14 protein-coding genes are annotated in these 18,034 nt (G+C 41.9%); 11 read left to right on the top strand and 3 right to left on the bottom strand.

Annotation, left to right across the window (positions count from 1 at the left end; genetic code table 11):
* The first annotated feature begins 695 nt into the window (after positions 1-695).
* The 11 genes from LNTAR_RS12750 to LNTAR_RS12700 all read left to right on the top strand — a co-directional run bounded on the left by LNTAR_RS12750 (position 696) and on the right by LNTAR_RS12700 (position 12,492).
* A complete protein-coding gene (locus LNTAR_RS12750) occupies positions 696-1,508 on the top strand; it encodes a hypothetical protein (protein ID WP_007279123.1) in 813 nt (270 codons plus the stop codon).
* Positions 1,509-2,376: 868 nt separating this feature from the next.
* Positions 2,377-2,853: a division/cell wall cluster transcriptional repressor MraZ gene (locus LNTAR_RS12745; protein ID WP_007279122.1), complete on the top strand. Its 477-nt coding sequence runs from the start codon at positions 2,377-2,379 to the stop codon at positions 2,851-2,853.
* The gene (rsmH, locus tag LNTAR_RS12740) at positions 2,853-3,788 is read left to right on the top strand and encodes a 16S rRNA (cytosine(1402)-N(4))-methyltransferase RsmH (RefSeq protein ID WP_007279121.1); all 936 of its coding nucleotides are present in this window, start codon (positions 2,853-2,855) and stop codon (positions 3,786-3,788) included. The genes LNTAR_RS12745 and rsmH overlap by 1 nt, the downstream gene beginning before the upstream one ends.
* A 15-nt stretch (positions 3,789-3,803) precedes the next feature.
* The gene (locus LNTAR_RS12735) at positions 3,804-4,172 is read left to right on the top strand and encodes a hypothetical protein (protein WP_007279120.1); all 369 of its coding nucleotides are present in this window, start codon (positions 3,804-3,806) and stop codon (positions 4,170-4,172) included.
* 33 nt (positions 4,173-4,205) lie between these two features.
* A complete protein-coding gene (locus LNTAR_RS12730) occupies positions 4,206-5,906 on the top strand; it encodes a peptidoglycan D,D-transpeptidase FtsI family protein (RefSeq protein WP_040914848.1) in 1,701 nt (566 codons plus the stop codon).
* Positions 5,893-7,311 carry a UDP-N-acetylmuramoyl-L-alanyl-D-glutamate--2,6-diaminopimelate ligase gene (locus LNTAR_RS12725; protein WP_007279118.1) on the top strand — a complete coding sequence of 473 codons (1,419 nt, stop codon included), beginning with the start codon at positions 5,893-5,895 and terminating at the stop codon, positions 7,309-7,311. The genes LNTAR_RS12730 and LNTAR_RS12725 overlap by 14 nt, the downstream gene beginning before the upstream one ends.
* On the top strand, positions 7,305-8,672 hold the full coding sequence (locus tag LNTAR_RS12720; protein WP_007279117.1) for a UDP-N-acetylmuramoyl-tripeptide--D-alanyl-D-alanine ligase: 1,368 nt from the start codon (positions 7,305-7,307) through the stop codon (positions 8,670-8,672). The genes LNTAR_RS12725 and LNTAR_RS12720 overlap by 7 nt, the downstream gene beginning before the upstream one ends.
* Before the next feature lie 2 nt (positions 8,673-8,674).
* Positions 8,675-9,778 carry a phospho-N-acetylmuramoyl-pentapeptide-transferase gene (gene mraY, locus LNTAR_RS12715; protein ID WP_007279116.1) on the top strand — a complete coding sequence of 368 codons (1,104 nt, stop codon included), beginning with the start codon at positions 8,675-8,677 and terminating at the stop codon, positions 9,776-9,778.
* 4 nt (positions 9,779-9,782) lie between these two features.
* Positions 9,783-10,133, top strand: a complete 351-nt coding sequence (locus tag LNTAR_RS12710; RefSeq protein WP_007279115.1) for a hypothetical protein — start codon at positions 9,783-9,785, stop codon at positions 10,131-10,133.
* A 171-nt stretch (positions 10,134-10,304) separates the two neighbouring features.
* Positions 10,305-11,921: a DEAD/DEAH box helicase gene (locus LNTAR_RS12705; RefSeq protein ID WP_157473543.1), complete on the top strand. Its 1,617-nt coding sequence runs from the start codon at positions 10,305-10,307 to the stop codon at positions 11,919-11,921.
* Positions 11,922-12,099: 178 nt separating this feature from the next.
* The gene (locus tag LNTAR_RS12700; protein WP_007279113.1) at positions 12,100-12,492 is read left to right on the top strand and encodes an L-rhamnose mutarotase; all 393 of its coding nucleotides are present in this window, start codon (positions 12,100-12,102) and stop codon (positions 12,490-12,492) included.
* Between the two features lie 3 nt (positions 12,493-12,495).
* Here the strand turns inward: LNTAR_RS12700 and LNTAR_RS12695 are convergent, their stop codons facing one another.
* The 3 genes from LNTAR_RS12695 to LNTAR_RS12680 are packed head-to-tail and all read right to left on the bottom strand — an operon-like array spanning position 12,496 to position 17,975.
* Complete coding sequence (locus LNTAR_RS12695; protein ID WP_007279112.1) at positions 12,496-13,032, bottom strand: phytanoyl-CoA dioxygenase family protein; 537 nt, start codon at positions 13,030-13,032, stop codon at positions 12,496-12,498.
* 18 nt (positions 13,033-13,050) lie between these two features.
* A complete protein-coding gene (polA, locus tag LNTAR_RS25730) occupies positions 13,051-16,161 on the bottom strand; it encodes a DNA polymerase I (RefSeq protein WP_007279111.1) in 3,111 nt (1,036 codons plus the stop codon).
* Between the two features lie 8 nt (positions 16,162-16,169).
* Complete coding sequence (locus LNTAR_RS12680) at positions 16,170-17,975, bottom strand: fused Na/H antiporter/PTS fructose transporter subunit IIA (protein WP_007279110.1); 1,806 nt, start codon at positions 17,973-17,975, stop codon at positions 16,170-16,172.
* Between the last annotated feature and the right edge of the window lie 59 nt (positions 17,976-18,034).

The raw sequence follows: 18,034 nt of genomic DNA, 5'->3' as shown, positions 1-18,034 counted from the left end.
AAAAACCCATCTTTCCCACCTCACCAAATCTCCAATAATGAGAACTTATAGGATACGGTAAAAAGCCTAATCAGAATCAATACGATTAGGCTTTTGTTTGGTGGGGGTTATAACACGATTAATACATCATTTAAGTTCAATATTAAGACAGTTTCTAAGCCTTAGTTCCGTATCCTCTCTATAGGGTAAAATAAGAGGGCAAAAGGATGTTCACACTTTTAATGTGCGTGCAGGTGGTGATTCTGTTTTTGGTTGTTAAGGATTTGGTTGGGAACCGTGGGGAGTGAGTTGTAATTCAAGAACACCTTTTGTGGTTTTAAGGTGGTTTGATGAGGTTTAAGTGATTTATAACTTATTGGTAATTAATCCTTAAACCAACTTGGATTGGTCAGAACCAATGATAGTTGGTAGTTGTGTCGCCAAGCAATCCGTTAAGAGCGGATGAGCACAGAATAGGAAGTCCTTTACATTTGATGTAGAGGGCTTTTTTATTCAAGATCAAAATCCAGCTCCATTAATCGATCAAGGGGTTCATAGAGAGTATAGAGAGTATATGCCCCAGAAAAGCTTAAAGAGTATGTTTCATTTTTTCTTTCAATGACTTATAGATAATTTATCTGGTTGATTTTTACGATAATATTTGCACAAATAAATATTAGCATGTTTATTAAAGTCAGTAAGAATGGAGACCTGAAATGAAACGTTATTTAGATGCCGAAAGCGAATTAAGTTTTTATCATGTAATCATCAAAGTGCCAGATAATACTTTTGGTAATAAAGAGTATGCTTTTAACGATGTTCATAAGAGGCGGTTGAAAGATGTTTTCTTTTGGCTGGAGGGCATCTACGAACTGAAATGTCTCTGTTATACAATAATGAGTACTCATGCTCATTTTGTGATATGCCGTGAGAAAGATGCTTTGGATCATTTGAGTTTAAAGGCAGTGGCATTACGTGAGCAAAACTACCGAGGACGAAAGTATGCTTTGGATGCAAGGACTTGTGAAATTCGAGATTTTCGGGAGCGACTTAATGATTTAAGTGACTTTATGGGGAATCTACAAAAGCGTTTCACCCGTTGGTATAATCATCAGGGTGTGAAAACTCGCAGGGGGCAATTATTTAATCATAATTTTAAGTCAGTTTTACTCAAAGATACAAAGTCACTCGTTCGCTGTATGCAGTACGTGGAAATGAATGCGGTTCGAGCCAAAATGGTGAAGATGCCCCAGGACTATGAGTTCACTTCCTGGGCCGATGTCATGAAACGGAACTCAATAGGGCATAGAATCAAGGCTTCTATCATTGCTTGTGTTCGTTGTTTCAATGGTGGTATGAAGGGGGTGAGTGATACGCAAGTATTTCGTTTATATTCAGCGAGGTTGAAATTAGTCTGCCGGGTCTTGTTAGAAATAGGTTCTTTTACAAAATTGGACAGAAGTATGGTAGATGAATTGTATCATCGGAACGGGATTTGGAGTAAAGCTAAATATATTTCCTCTGCCTAGTCTTTTTAAGTATGAAATAAAAACTAAGAGGCAGGCCTTTGCCTAGGCTTGAGAGAATAAATATCATTCCAATCACCCTAAGTATAAGGCGCATAAATCCTCTTCCATTTTATTTTTCTGAGAACTTAGCCAACTTCTCTCGAACAAAAGCCTCGGAGCCAATGACTAAGTGTTTTGGTAAGGGATCTACACTTGTGAATAAAGAGATTATTCCCCCGGAGAGCCTCCGGGGGTGTGTTAGATCATGTCCGCATATATTTCCTTGTAGTTTTTTAGTCAGCGTTCTTATAAGGGCGTAAACCAAGTGTGTAAGCATGGAAGCCCCAAGAAAGAACTCTTGGTGGCGTGTAAGGTTTATTCCGAAGTGATGATAAAAAGAAGTTTCAGCCCCTGCGGCAGTAGTGGATGGGCGTGGCGCAGTCCGTAAAAAGGAGCTCCTTGAGTATATTTTTTCCAAGTCTTTGATAAGATCCATCCAGCAACAATGACGATGCGTCACTAAATAATAAACTGCCTTATCTGAGCAAGTTTCTTTAACACGATTATTAGCCACAGCTATCTTCTTTCCGAAGTATAAAGAATGTCAAGCATCTCATATCAAAGGCAAGATGTGTGCTATGGGCATTACTTTTGTCTAGGTATCACTGCTTCATCTATCGTAGGGGAGGATAGGGGGAGATGGCTCTCTTAATGTTTTTGGTGTGTGGTTTCTGTCGAAAGCCACTGTTTTTAAGTGCTTTGTGAATTTCCCCTAAATAAAAAATCTTTGAAATTAATTCTGTTTTTCTAGGGAAGGACAGTTGATGTTTTGTGCTTAATAGGGTAGTTTAGGGGAATATAGGTTTAATTAGGTGAAAGAAGTTTCAAAATGCAATCAGACGAGATTATATTTACTGGCGAGTTCGAGCACTCTGTAGATGCTCAACGCCGTCTCGCGATCCCCCGCTCTTGGAGAGGGGGTGAAGGTGCCCGTTTGTATCTTTTACCTGGTAAAGAAAAAATGATTCAAATTATTCCTGAATACATGTTTGCTGTTTTGAGGGAACGCTTGAAAAAAGTTTCTTTCACTAATCCTAAGATGGCGCGAGCCTTAGCTGCGTTTGGCGCAAAGATTCAAGAAGTTCAGTGTGATAAGCAAGGTCGGGTACCTTTGCCCGCAAAGATGAAAGCCCATGCCGGCATTAAAGGTGATGCTGTTTTAGTCGGTGCAGTAACCACGGCTCAAATTTGGGCCAAGCAAGAATGGGAAGCGAGTCAAGATGACGAGATGGATCCTTATGCAATGCTCGATGGTTTGATGAACCAAGATGTAAGTTTAGATGATTTGTTTGGAGGGGATAGTTAATGCCTGATTTTCACCATATCCCCGTTTTGGCCGAACAAGTAATTGATGGTCTTCGACCACAAAATGGTGGCAAGTTTATTGATTGTACTCTTGGGGGCGGAGGTCATAGCTCAATGATTTTGTCGAGTGGTCCAGATGTTAAGCTTCTCGGTTTGGATTGTGACGATAACGCACTTAGGGCCGCGAGTGAGCGCTTAAGTAGTTTTGGAGACAGATTTAAAAGTAAACGTTTAAATTTTCGCGACCTGGCTAAACTGAAAGATGATGCGGAATGGAATCAAGTTGATGGTATTCTGATGGATATTGGTGTGAGTTCTCACCATTTAGATGAAGCCAGTCGAGGTTTTACCTATCGTGAGAATGGCCCTTTAGATATGCGTATGGATCGTCGTTTAAAAGTCACAGCCTCGATGATTCTAAATAAAGAGAGTTTGGAAGGTTTAACAAAAATTTTCCGAGACTATGGAGAAATGAAAGAGGCCTATCGCTTAGCGAAAGCAGTGGTGGCTGATCGTGAAAAGGAGTTGTTCACTCATACGGAGCAACTAGCCGGTTTAGCTGATCGAGTTTGCGTTAATCGCAATCGTCGTAAGCGCAATCCTGCACCAACACTCGCCTTTCAAGCATTGAGAATTGCCGTGAATGATGAGCTTGGAGCTCTTGAGTCAGGAATGAAGGCAGCGTTTGACCTTCTCAAGCCTGGTGGTCGCCTAGCTGTGATAAGTTTCCATTCTCTCGAAGATCGCATGGTGAAAGAGTTTTTCAAAGACAAAGCAACAAGCTGTACCTGTCCACCTGATTTACCTATTTGCGTATGTGGAAGCAAGGCACAGATGAAGATTATAACACGCAAGCCTTTGACCGCTGAGTCTGGTGAACTTGCCGAAAATACGAGAGCTGCGTGCGCCAAGTTGCGCGTGGCCGAAAAAATTTAATATAAGGAGAATGAAATGAAAAATAAGAAAGACGCAAAACGTGGTGGCAGCTGGATCTTGATTTTTGATGCTTTATTGGTGTTGGTTTTAGCTCTTGGCTATTTATATATGGAAACTCACGAAGATAAAATTCAGTCTGAGTTAAGTCAGCAAAAAAAGCTTTTACACGAAGCTCAAGTTCGTCGCATTAACCTCAAAGCTCAATTAGAAGAGAAGACACAAAGTAGTTATATCTTTAGAAAGGTAAGAGAGTATAATTTAAACTTACATTCGCCTAATCCTACTTACGTGACAGAACTTTATCATTTCGAGACCCCATCTGATCCTTTCGATCAGCAGCTCAGTGCGGAAGGACAGCTGGCAGTAACGACTGTTCAGCCTTAATTCATAAAGATGCGCCAAGGTTTTAGAGCTAGATTGGTCTTAGTTAGCGCTTTGGCCTTTATCTTATTTTCGACTTTATTGGCGCGTTTTTATTATGTGCAAGTTCATCGTCACGAAGAACTCCTAGGGAAAGCACAAAAGAAGTACACGGCAAAGCGCCTTTCAAAAGGTCGTCGTGGAATGATTTTCGATTCTACGCGCTCACCGGCACCCAATATCCTAGCAATGACCCGAGTGACTTACGAAGTTTTTGCTGAGCCCAAGCATATGGGATCAAGGAAATGGGAGGTTTTTGATATTCTTAAAAAAGAAACTGGCGTGAGTGATGATTTATTGAGACCTCGCTTTCTTAACGAAAAACTAGTTCAAGTGGTGGTAGCCAAAGGTATTACCATCGATAAGGTAATGAAGCTACGCGAAATGAAGCTTCCCGGCCTTCATTATAAAGAATCGCAAAGTCGTTTCTACCCCAAGTATAGTTTGGCTTCAAATGTCTTAGGCTTCATTAATCACCAAGGCAAAGGAGTGATGGGGATTGAGTCGACTTTTGATAAACAAATGACTCCTACAACAGGTGAAGTCGTTATCGAAAGATCGCGAAAAAATAGAGAGCTACAAACACTAAAAAGTGTTAATCCCAAAGATGGCTGGGATGTCTACCTCACAATTTCGGAACCCATACAATCATTTATGGAAGAAGAACTCGATCGCTTGGTGTCGAAAATCCCTTGTAAGTCAGTTTACGCTATGATGACTGATCCGAGGACAGGCGCCATAATGGCAATGGCTCAAAGACCGACATTTAATCCGAATGACCGTTCCTCGATGAAAGCAGGGAGTTATACCAACCGGATGGTTGAGCATGTTTTTGAGCCTGGTTCAATCATGAAAGCTTGTAGTATTGCAGTAGTTATGGGGCTGAGAAACTTTTCATTTAATGACCGTATTGATTGCGAAGATGGCATGTGGTATTTTGCAGGGAGACCTTTGCGAGATGCGGGACACAATTATGGGAATATCCCAATATGGCAGGTGATTCAGAAATCGAGTAATATTGGTACAGCTAAATTAGCTATTAGTGTAGGTAAACATGCCATGTACTCTGGTTTGAGACGTTTTGGTTTCGGAGAAAAAAGTGGATTGAACATGGGGACTGAATCTCGAGGAATTTTCCGTCACGTTGATAAGTGGGATGGCTTATCCATTAGTCGTATGCCCATTGGTCAAGGTATTGCTGTAACGGTCCCCCAAATGATGCAGGCTTGGGGAGCCTTGGCAAACGACGGCAATATGATGCAGTTGCGTGTCGTTGATAAAGTTAAAAAGCCCGACACGGGCGAAGTGATTGAATATCCGCCCATACTTAAACGTCGAGTTTTACCTTTGCGAGTGACGCAAGGTATGACCAATGCCTTGAAGACAGTGACGCGTGATGGCGGTACGGCTCCCAAGGCTCATGTGCCTGGTTATTATGTGGCAGGGAAAACGGGTACTTCTCAAAAATGGATTAATAATGCTTACTCTGACCGTATTCACGTGGCGTCATTTGTCGGTTATGCACCTGCAGATAATCCTGAGTTTGTACTGATGATTGTGGTCGATGAGCCCTCCTATAAATATCGTTATGGCGGTACGGCTGCAGCTCCGACTTTTCGAAGAATTGCGGAAAAAACTTTGCGCTACTTAAATGTGACACCTGATTTACCAGACGAAATTACAGATGAAGTCAAGTAATGATTTTTTAGAAATGCTAGAAGAGCTCAACCCTCGTTTAAGTGGGGTGTTGCCCGAGTTGATCTATGGCTTTAGTTCTGATTCACGAAAAATAAAAGAGGGTTTCGCTTTTTCCGTATTAAAGGGAACTCAACAAGATGGCAAGGCTTATATTACCGAAGCTTTAGCGAAAGGCGCAAGACTATTACTATGTGAAGAATTCCTCGATGTGGCCATCCCTCAGATTTGTATTGATGATATAAGAAAAGCGAATGCACTTTTGGCGGATTTATTTCATGCTCATGTAAGTGAAAATCTCAAGATTATTGCTGTGACAGGAACCAATGGTAAATCGAGTACAGCTTATATCATTCAATACTTGCTCAATCATCTTGGCAAATCGACGGCTATTATAGGGACTCTTGGTCGGGGACTTGGTGGTGAAATGAAAGCGAGTGCTTTAACAACTCCTGGAGCTGAAGAATTACATAGCTTTTTTGCGGAAGTTGCAAAAGGTGGTGCGGAATACGTGGTTTTAGAAGCTTCGAGTCATGGCCTCGATCAGCAGCGTCTATATGGCTTGGGATTTGAAGCCGTGCTCTTCACTAATTTGAGTGAGGATCACTTGCAGTACCATGGCTCTATGGAGAATTATTTTAGCGCTAAAAAGTCACTTTTTGATGATTATGATTCAAAAATTAAAATTGTGAACAGTGATGATGCCTATGGAAAACGTTTGCGAGATTCGCAAACTAAAGTGTTTTCACAGGATCCAGATAGTGATTGTCAAGTATTGCAAAACTCCGTGAAGCTAGAGGGGACGGAGTGTTTGTTGCCTCAGCTTTTAGGGGAATACAATATATATAATGCGGCTGGAGCCATGCTTTTAGTTAAAGAGATCTTGGGTCCTAGTTATGTGGGCAAGATTAAATTAGCCATGGAGAAATTTTCTGGAATTCCGGGTAGGATGGAACTATTCAAGAAAAATAATGGAGCACAGGTAATTGTTGATTTCGCCCATGCTCAAGAAGCTTTGGAAAAGGTAATTTGCGAACTTCGCAAAAATTGCCGAGAGAAACTCTCTATAGTTTTTGGTTGCGGTGGCGATCGAGATCCCGCCCGACGCTATGGCATGGGGGAAGCATCTGATTTAGCTGATGAAGTTATTTTGACGAATGATAATCCACGTAGTGAGGATCCGCAGCAAATTATTAATGATATCTTATCGTCGAAAAAGAAAGAAGCGCGAGTGATTTTTGATAGAGAACAAGCGATTCGGTTGGCATGGGAAGAATTAGAGCCGAATGACTGCTTGCTCATAGCGGGAAAAGGTCATGAAGAAAAACAAATTTTTAAAGATCACATCGAAAGTTTTAGTGATCGGAGTTTATGTAGAAAATTGATTGAGGAAGAAAGTTCATGTTAGACTTTAACGAATTATGCCAAGCCTTAAACGGAGAAGCTTTGGTAAGAGATGCAAACTATGATGATTATCGCGCATTTGAGAGTGATACGCGTAAAGATTTGACTGACACGGTGTTTTTTGCTTTTGAAGGTGATAATTTTGACGGGCATAATTATTTAGATTTGGCGGTCGAAAAAGGTGCGCGCGTCTTGGTGGTCGCTAAAGAGGTGGAGCTACTAACTTTAGACTCTGTGGCAATGATTAAAGTGGATGACACAGTTAAGGCTTGGCAGAGATTGGGTCACTTTTTATTGCAAAAGCAAAAGTCAGCCAGGCGTTTTGGGATTACGGGGAGCTCGGGTAAAACCAGTACCAATGCCATTTTAAGTCAGCTCTTAGAGTTTATTCGACCTAAGCAAGTTTTAAGTACACATGGAAATACGAATAACCATATTGGTGTAACGCAAAATATTGTGAGATTAAAAGGTGATGAGAGTTTTTTTAGTTTGGAGGTGGGGACAAATCATCCGGGCGAGATTGCGGATCTCGCAAAAATTGTCGTTCCTCATGCGGCCATTTTAACTTCAGTTGGCGCATCGCATATTGGGAATTTCTCGGGTATAGATGCTATTTTTGATGAGAAAATTGATATCTTTCGCTACATGGCGCGAGATGGTGTTGCCATAGTTCCTGCGGCCTTAGTAAAGAGAATTGAAGATGCTTTGCCTGAGCGAAAAGACATAACTTATATTTCCTTCGGGAAAGAGAAGTATGCTGATGTACGCCTCGGATCTTACGAATTAGGTTTAGAAAAAAGTACGTTTTTAGTGAAACTTAAAAGTGGTGAAAGCCTAAGTTTAGAAAGTATTTTAAGCGGTGAGCATCAGTTATTGAATATTTGTGCCTGTGTAGCCTTACTCGAAAATTATCAAGAGGAGTATTCCTTCACAATTTCAGATCTTAAATCTGCTTTATCATCCGTTGCACTCCCAGGAATGCGCATGAAGACAGAGAAAGTAGAAGATCAAACTTTTGTTCTCGACTGCTATAACGCCAACCCGCAAAGTACTTCAGCCTTTTTGGATTGGGTGAAATCAGTCTATAAGTCAGGGGTTTTGGTTCTTGGAGATATGTTGGAGTTAGGTGATATGGCGAAGAAATATCATCAGGAAATTCTCGACAAAGCAAAGGCGATGCAAGGCTTTGACTTAGTGACTGTGGGAGAGTGTTTTAAAGAAGTGAATCAAGAAGGAAAAGCTTTTTTAGATAGCTTAGAAGCAGGAGCTTTTTTAAAGGAGAATATAAAAGTAAATGAGACCTTGTTTTTTAAGGGATCGCGGGGTATACAATTGGAAAAAATTTATCACAAACTTAGGGACTAAAAATGCTTTATTGGCTCAGTCAATATGATGACTCTCCACTTAGGATCTTTAAATACTTAACCTTTCGTTCAGCGGGTGCAGCAGCTATAGCTTTTCTTATTGTGGTAATATTTGCTCCGGCAATGATTCGCTTTCTTAAAGAGTTTGCCGTGGCACCCCAGCGTTTAGCTGGTTTTGTGTCTGAAGAAGAGCTATGTGCCATCAAGGGTAAGACTCCAGCAATGGGGGGGATTCTCATTATTATTGCTGTATTCGTCTCCACGATATTGTGGGCACGCTTAGATCTTATGGTTACGCGCTTGTGTCTCATGGTGATGCTTAGCTTCGGTCTTTTAGGTTTTTGGGATGACTTCCGAAAAATTCGTCGCATGAAGGGCCCACTTGGAAACGATGGAGTTTCCGGTAAATTACGTCTCTTTGCCGAAATGATTATTGCGATTGCCGCAATTTTTATTCTTTATCGCGCTCCAGACACTCGTGATAGTGCGCCACTTTTGACGATTCCTTTTATGAAAGAAGCGCTTCTCTATATGCCCATGTGGATTGCTATGATTTACGGTGTTTTTGTACTTTGGGGAACAGGCAATGGAGTTAATATTAGCGATGGCATGGATGGCTTGGCAACAGGAGCCATGATTATTGCCATGATGAGTTATATGCTCATTGCCTATCTTTGTGGTAATGTGGCATATTCTGAATATTTAAGCACGCCTTATATCAAGGGTTGCGGTGAAGCGGCCGTGTTTGGCGCTGCAGTTGTGGGTGCTTGTATGGGCTTTTTGTGGTATAACAGTAAGCCGGCTGCGATGTTTATGGGTGATACGGGAAGTTTAGCTCTCGGTGGATCTCTAGGGATCATGGCGATTATTGTTAAGCAAGAAATGATTTTGCCAATTATTGGCGGTGTTTTTGTGATGGAAGCGGGTTCTTCCTTATTACAAACTCTTTACTACAAAGCAACGGGTGGCAAGCGCATCTTTTTAATGGCTCCCATTCATCACCATTTCCAAAAAAAGGGGTGGTCTGAAACTCAAATTGTGACTCGATTTTGGATCATTGGGGCAGTCTGTGCCGCCGTAGGTCTAGCAACTTTAAAAATAAGGTAAGTAAATGAAAAATATATTGATTCTCTTAAGTCTCTTTTTCTTGAGCTCATGTAGCTTTTTTAAGCCAGTAGAGAGCGATCCAAATTGGCGCGTAACGGCTTATGAAATTTATGATGGGGCATATAGCGTGGAGTGTTACTACAAGTTGAGTGATGGCTCCCGAGTGGAGTTTCCTGCTTCGGGTGTGAAGTTAAATAAACCATTAGAGACATCCGGTGAAGTGGATGGATGGAAGTATGATCTTGATCTCACGGCCGTTGTTCACGAAGGTGCCTTAATTGTCTATTACGAAGTCAGTATGGAGCGCGGCGGAATAGTGAAAAAAGGGGCTGGAGCGGTTTTCCCTCGTCAATGAAATTAGACCTCTTTCTAGAGTGCTATTAATTAATAAGAGTTTATGACTGTCAAACTGGCATAATAAGCTTGTGTTAAACCCACTGACTTCTGTATGGGGCTTGTAGAAAAGGCATATCCCGCCTAGATTCAGCGAATTAATTATAATTGGAGAAATATATTGTTAGGCTTTTTGAAGAAAATTTTTGGTGGTGAACCAGAGCCAACCAAAGAGCAAGAGGCTCCCAAGCCCCAAGCCCAACAAGGCTCGAATCAGAATAAGAAAAATCACGAGCAAAAGAAATCGCAGGATAATCAATCTTCTCACGGGCAAAAGCAAGGGAAGAATAATCAAAAGCACGATTCCAAGCCTAGAAACAACAATCAAAAGCATGAATCTAAGCCTAAAAATAACAATCAAAGACAACACAAAGCTCAGCACGTCAATGTAACGCCTTTAACTCCTGCCAAGACAGATAACTCTTGGGTTGCACCTACGGAGATTCCTGTAGAAGAGGGCAAGAAAGCTTTTCTTTCAATGGATTTATGTCCTGCAGTTCAGAGAGCTATTCATGAGATGGACTTTAAGTTTTGTACCCCAGTACAAGAGGGTGTTCTACCAATCTCTCTTAAGGGACAAGATGTTGCCGCTAAGGCGCAAACAGGTACGGGTAAGACCGCTGCATTTTTGATTTCTATGTACAATCACTTTGTAAATAACCCACAAACTGAAGTTAAAGCGGGGACACCTCGCGCACTCATCTTAGCGCCGACTCGTGAGTTAGCCTTACAGATTGGTGCCGATGCAGAAGGCTTAGGTAAGTATTGCGATATTCGCGTCGAAACTTTCTTTGGCGGTATGGATTTTGATAAGCAAGCACAAATTTTACGTGGACGAGTAGATATTGCCGTGGCCACGCCAGGCCGTTTGATGGATTACCATCGTCGTAAAATGATCAACCTCCGTGAAGTCGAGTTTTTATGTATTGATGAAGCTGACCGCATGCTCGATATGGGTTTTATTCCTGATGTGAGAAAAATTGTCGGCTACCTTCCTGGGCGTGATAAACGAATTACTCAGCTTTATTCAGCGACGCTCAATCAATCGGTACTCAACCTCGCGGCGAGTTGGCTCAATGAGAAGTACGAAAAAGTTGAGATCAATCCCGAGACAATCGTTTCTAAGAATGTTGACCAAAAAGTCTACACAGTAACGGCTAATCAAAAAGAAAACGTGATTCTTTGGCATCTTAAAAATGAAGAAGTGAAGCGCATGATCATTTTTGCCAACCGCAAATTTGACTGTGAACGCTTAGCAGATAAACTTTATCAGTATGGCGTCGATAAGCTCGAGCTTCTCACTGGTGATGTACCTCAGAAGAAGCGTATGCGCATTCTAGAAGAGTTTCGTTCTGGTAAAGTACAAGTTCTAGTAGCTACAGATGTAGCCGGTCGCGGTATCCACGTTGATGATGTAAGTCATGTTGTGAACTATGAGCTACCGTACGAACCTGAAGATTATGTTCACCGTGTCGGACGTACCGGTCGTGCCTCAGCATTGGGTAAAGCGATTAGTTTTGCCGATGAAAATAGTGGCTTTGAGCTTCCAGAGATTGAATGTTATATCGAAATGCAATTACCAGCTGAAGTTCCTCTAGAAGGAATGACAGACGATCATGATAAGAAGCACTCTGAGCGAAAGTTTGCTCAAAAACGTGGTGGCAATAAGCATAGCGGTAATCGCAATAAAGGTGGCTCTCGTCACCAAGAGCGCAACGGTGGTCATCATCACCGCAATAAACGTCGCTAAGAATTAATATTTTAAAGCCTCACTCATTTCGAGTGAGGCTTTTTTTGTTTTTATAGAATTTGGTGATCGAAATTTTGACAAAAGTTCATTAAGTCTTTTTAGCTAGAGATGCCACTTGTAAAATACTAAGAAAAATGAGACATTAGTTTTTATAAACAACCCACAATAAGGACTTAATATGAGCGAAGCAATTTACGGTAGTACCAACCCCAAAGAAAGCCTTGATAAAGACAGTGTTCAAAGATTTGGTTCAATGGTTGAATTGGACTTAGAAAAAGAAGCTTATTATCGCGAGCTACACGCTAATGTCTGGGAAGGTGTACAAGCTAAGATTCACGAATGCAATATTCGTAACTACAATATCTTTGTCGCACCCATCAATGGTAAAAAGTACTTATTTAGCTTTTTTGAGTATGTGGGAACTGACCTAGAAGCTGATATGGGTAAATTCCCTCAGGATGAAGAAACGCTGCGTTGGTGGAAAGAGACCGATCCTTGCCAAAAGCGTGTGGAAGGAACTCCAGATGGTGAACAATGGCTTGGGCTCGAAAGAGTCTTCTACCAAGCTTAAAACTTATTTTAATTGACACAAAACTTGGAAGACGCGCCTTCTATGATTAACAGTCATCTTATTTGAGCCATGAAATAGCAATGGTTTAAACAAGATGACTTCTCCGGCGGAGTTATCTAAAAAAATAGGCTTGATTTTATTTGGGTTTTTGTGGCTCTGGGGGATGACTTTTAAAGCTCCCGTAAATCGATCGCTTGAGTCTAAGTTGATTCTAAACCAAAATCCTGTTTCGCGAATATTTTTCGACGTTTCTTCTAAGTATGAAGGAAAATTGAGGTCTTGGTGAAGAGCTAAGGGCCAGTTTTGTTTAGCGTTTTTTTCTAAATAGAAACAGTAATTACTTGTACAGTAATTTGGAGCGACTTGTTTGAGCTTTTGTTCAATTAAATCACGTAGTTTAGGCTCTTGAGCAAAAACGTTCTTTCTATCTTCAAGTTCAAGGTCCTTGACTTTTTCTACAGTTTGTTCAAAGAATTTGAGTTCTTCATCAGTAAATGGGTGGAGGTTTTTAGCATACCCATTTGTTTCTAAGTCTTTCACTTGAATTAAGCTTATTTATTAATCGCACTGATCCCATGATTTTGCGGCTGCACAGTCGACTTTTAGAGGAACTTTGATTTGTGGGATATCGGTCATGATTTGTGGAATGAGTTCTTTCATGATTTCTAGCTCATCATCAGGGACTTCAAAGAGTAATTCATCGTGGATCTGAAGTAGCATTTTTGATTTCAGCTGACGTTTTTCTAATTCGTCAGCAACTTTGATCATGGCGATCTTAATAATATCTGCTGCCGTTCCTTGGATCGGTGAGTTGACTGAGATGCGTTCAGCTCCTGAGCGAATGCGGCCATTTGACGAGAGCATTTCGGGTAAGTAGCGACGACGACCAAAAGAAGTTTCGGAGTAGCCTTTATCACGTGCATCCTCAACACATTTTGCCATGAATTTTTGGACGTCAGGATAACGCTTAAAGTAATTTGAAATGAATTGCTTGGCTTCATCGGCACTTACGCCAATTTCTTTAGCCAAGCCGTAGGGGCCTTGACCGAACATAATGCCAAAGTTAACTGCTTTTGCTGCGTAGCGTTGTTGCTTGGTGACTTCACTTAATTCAGTTTCAAAAACGAGAGAAGCCGTGTGAGTGTGTACGTCAAAATCATTATTAAAGGCTTCGAGTAAGCCTGGGTCTTGGCTGAGTTCTGCCATGATACGCAATTCAATTTGTGAGTAGTCACAAGAAATGAAGTGGTGTCCCTCTGGAGCTTGGAAAGCGGAACGAATGCTTTTGCCTTCAGCTGTACGAGTAGGGATGTTCTGCAAGTTGGGCTGAGTAGAAGCAAGACGACCCGTGGCAGCAGTCGTTTGCGAAAAGCGCGTGTGAATGCGTTGGTCGAGTTCACTCACTTCTTTTGGGAGGGCGTCAGCATAAGTTGAAATTAATTTACTAAGTGTACGATGACGCAGGATAGCGCGAACAATTTCAGATTCTGCTGCAAGGTTTTCTAAGACCTCAGCACTCGTTGAGTAGCCTGTGGCTGTTTTTTTACCAGCTTTCAGTCCCATTTCTTCAAAGAGTACAACGCCCACTTGTTTTGGTGAGTTGATGTTAAACTCATGGCCAGCGAGAGCGTGAATTTGCTCTTCGCACTTTTTGAGTTCAGCACTGAAGTCAGAAGAGATTTTCTCTAGAGTTCCGAGGTTGATAGAAATACCATTATTTTCCATTTTACTAAGAACGGGAATAAGTGGGATATCCATTTCGTCAAATAAATTGCGTAGGTCGCGACGGTGGAGTTCAGCTTCGAGTTCATTTCTCAGGCGTAAGGTGATGTCTACATCTTCACAGCAGTAGGTAGCGACTCTTTCAACGGGTAAGTCGGCCATGGAAATTTGCTTCTTGCCTTTGCCAATGAGTGACTCCGTAGAAATTTTACGGTAGTTTAAGTAGTGGAGGGAGAGTGAATCTAGGTCGTGAAATTGACGCGAGGGGTTGCAGATGAAGGAGGCCACTAAAGTGTCGAAATCGATGTTTTTGACTTCAATGCCAGCATAGTGTAACATTTGCAGGTCAAATTTTGCGTTTTGCGCAAAAAACTTAAGGCTACTATCAGCAAAGAAAGGTTTAATTTCTTTGAGGATCTCTTCTTTGTCTAGGTCGCTATTGAAAGGGATGTACCAGGCGTGGTGATCGCGAATGGCTAAGCCGAGGCCGACAATAGTTGCACTACGTACATCGAGACCAGTTGTTTCGGTATCAAAAGAAACGGGGAGTTTTGCTTTAGTGATTTCATCTAAAACGGCTTTGAGTTCAGGAATAGATTTAACGATATTGTAGTCGTGTCTCTGCGAGTTGTACTCAACTGTTGCTGTCGCTAGAAGCTCTGCGAACTTCGCATTTAAAAAGAGGTGTTCTTGGATTAGAGGTAGGTGATTAGAGGCGATTTGTTCAAGGCCTAGCTCAATGTCATGGAGCCATGTGGCTGCAAGCCATTCCCAAGTTAATGTGCATTTTCTTTTGCTCTCGAGGTCTTCAGGAATGACGGTGTGGTTTTCGCTGGCGAGAGTCAGGTCACATTTATTGAAGGCATTTTTTAAGGCGATGAAAATTTCTTCTGAGTTTTTGCCAAGGTGGCTCATTTCTGCTAAGACATCAAACTCTAAGCGGCTTTCAAACTCAGCATTGAGCTTGAGGATTTCGTGTTGGAAAGGACGTGGTGCAAAAGTTTCGACTCGTAATGTAACAGGCCCGCCAGAACTGAGGGATTGTTTAAGTGTCGGTTTGCTATTGCCTTCGTAACTTGCTTTGATGTTGGGGAGGTCGCGGAGGAAGCGGGCAAAGCCCATGCGTTCATAGAAATCAGCAAGGCCATCAAAGTCTGGTTGTGAAGGAACGAGTTCCTCATAGCTTTTGTCGAGAGTCATTTCATCTTGGAGAATGACGAGTGATTTGGAAAGGGTGGCTAAGTCAGCTTTTTCACGAATCGTTTCAGATTGCTTTTTACCTTTGATTTTGTCATGGCTCGCAAGAATCGTTTCGAGGTTGTCGAATTCAGCGAGAAGTTTAGCCGCGCCCTTTGGGCCAATTCCTGGAAGGCCTGGGATATTATCTGCACTATCACCGCAGATGGAGAGGTAGTCGACGATCTGGTCGGGACGAACTCCCATGATTTCCACCACTTTTTCAGCGTCAATCATCAAGTTATTTTTATGAGTGTGGCAGATCAAGGTATCATCATTAACGAGTTGCATTAAGTCTTTGTCGCCAGAGCAAATAACCGTTTTGATATGTGATCCAGTGGCTTGTTTTGCGACGGTCGCAATAATATCATCGGCCTCGAAACCTTTTTGGATCAGTAAGGGGATACCGCGAAGGGCAATGTATTCTTTCACTAAATCGAACTGAGGTTTGAGTTCTTCAGGACACTCTTTGCGGTTAGCTTTATATTCGGAGTACATCTCGTTACGAAAAGTTTCTGAACCCGCATCAAATACGGCAACCACATGACTAGGATTAAAGTCGCGAATAATATTTTCGAAGGAGTTAATAAATCCAAATAAAGCATTTGTGGGTAGACCATCTTTTGAATGCATATTGGCGCGAATGCCGTAGAAAGCACGGAAAATATAGGCCATGGAATCGATGACGAAAATAGAGGATTGGTCGGACATAAAATACCTTATTTTAGGAAGTAGTTGAAAGTTTCGGCTTCTTCAGAGTGAATGATTTCGTAAATAGAAGCGGCGCAGTTAGCTTTGAGGATTTGTTCGCGGATCGTAGCGTCACTAAGCATGCGTCCTAAGACCGAGAGGATTTCTAGGTGAGCTTCACGTTGTGACTCAGGTGTGGCGAGCATGACAATAATTTCGACGGGCTCATCATCCATAGATTCAAATTCTACCCCAGGAGTACAAACGGCAAGCATGCCGCGTATTTTACCGTCATGACTCTCTTCGTCAGTTACCGTGCAGTGGGGTATCGCAATGCTTTGGCCAAAGCCCGTGGAGAATTCTTTTTCTCGTTCTTCCATGCGTTTTAATAGTTCTTCGGGATCAATCTCAATGTCATTAGTTTTGACGAGAAAGTAGGACATTTCGCGGAGAGCTTCCCACTTATTTTTTGCATTAAGACCCGTGATAATGTGTTCTTCATCGAGAAAGTCGATAAGACGAGTCCGTTTTTTACCTGTTTCTTTGACGCGGTCAAGAGTTTTTGAGATGAGGATCGTTCCCACTAATTCAGTAAAAACGACGACCAAGAGAATCATGGCAGTGATTTTAGCGTGGAGTGGAGAGAAATCTTTTTCTGAATAAATGACAACGAGTAGGGCGATGGTCATCCCTGCTTGCACTAGTAGCATTGAACCAATATTGAGCGTTGTTCGCGGAGTACAGCGTCCCGCCATGGCACCGAAAGTTGCGCCAATCATTTTACCTCCCGCCATCGCTACTAGATAGATGAGGGCCGAGGTAATAGTTTGCTGATTGATAGTCCTTAAATCAAGGTGCATGCCAGCTAAAGTGAAGAAGACGGTAAAGATGAACTGCTCTAGGACTTCAAATTGCTCCAACATTTCATTTTTGAAGATGGCAAAGTTTGTAAGGCAGAGGCCTAGGACTAAGTTAGCCATGATCGGTAAAGGAGTGAGTTTTTGGGGGAGTTCTGCAGTCACCATCGCCATGTAATCGCAAAGGCCATTAGTGATCATAATTGAAGCAACTAAGAGGGTAAAAACAAGTGTGTGTGAGTTACGGCGAAAATGGGATGGCCCTTGCCTTTTTTCGAGAAATTTTAAGCAGTATTCAAAGCACTTGGCTACGATAAAGCCGACAATGATCGAACTGAAAAAGCTGATAAGGCCTGGTAAAGCAGTGGTGAGAAGGCTGGCTCCGGAAAGTTTTTGGCGAGCTACGGCCCGTACACTTTCAAAGACGAGTAGGCAGATGATATTGTCGAGGGCGACAACGATGAGTAAAGTTCGAACCAAATTGCCTTTGGCATTTTTCTCTTTGATGACATGAAGAACAGTCGCTGGAGATGTGCTACAGGCGAGGGAAGAGATGAGTAAGTGAGCGGCAAGCCTTGTTTGTTCAGAAAAGTCCATGGGGTTGAAGTATTCCAAAGCAAAAAATACAGCAATAAAGGCACAGCTTGATTCACCGACAGCAATGAGTAAATTTCGATTAAAGGAGTTATGAAGCTTTTGGAAATTTAAATGGCTGCCTACAGTTAAGGCGATTAGCCCAATGGCAAAACTAGTCACTGCGGTAAGATTTTTTTCCTCCGTGTGGCCTATGAGATTCAGCATATAGGGGCCAACTAAAATGCCCGCAATGATTTGTCCGGTTAAGACAGGAAGCTTGAGTTTTTTAGCAGTCACACCTGCGAGCATGCCGATGATTAAAATCACAGAGACGAGAAGTTCGCCCGAAGCGCCATGGAGGATGGCAGGTTTGTCAGCTGCCAAAAGAAAGTTGTTTAACATAGATTATTGATTCCCAAATTCACAACTTAAAGATAGAGAATTTGAGGGTAAAATCAAGG

Origin of the sequence: Lentisphaera araneosa HTCC2155, from assembly GCF_000170755.1 — a bacterium.
Lineage (GTDB): Bacteria > Verrucomicrobiota > Lentisphaeria > Lentisphaerales > Lentisphaeraceae > Lentisphaera > Lentisphaera araneosa.
This window is presented reverse-complemented; position numbering and strand designations above follow the sequence as displayed.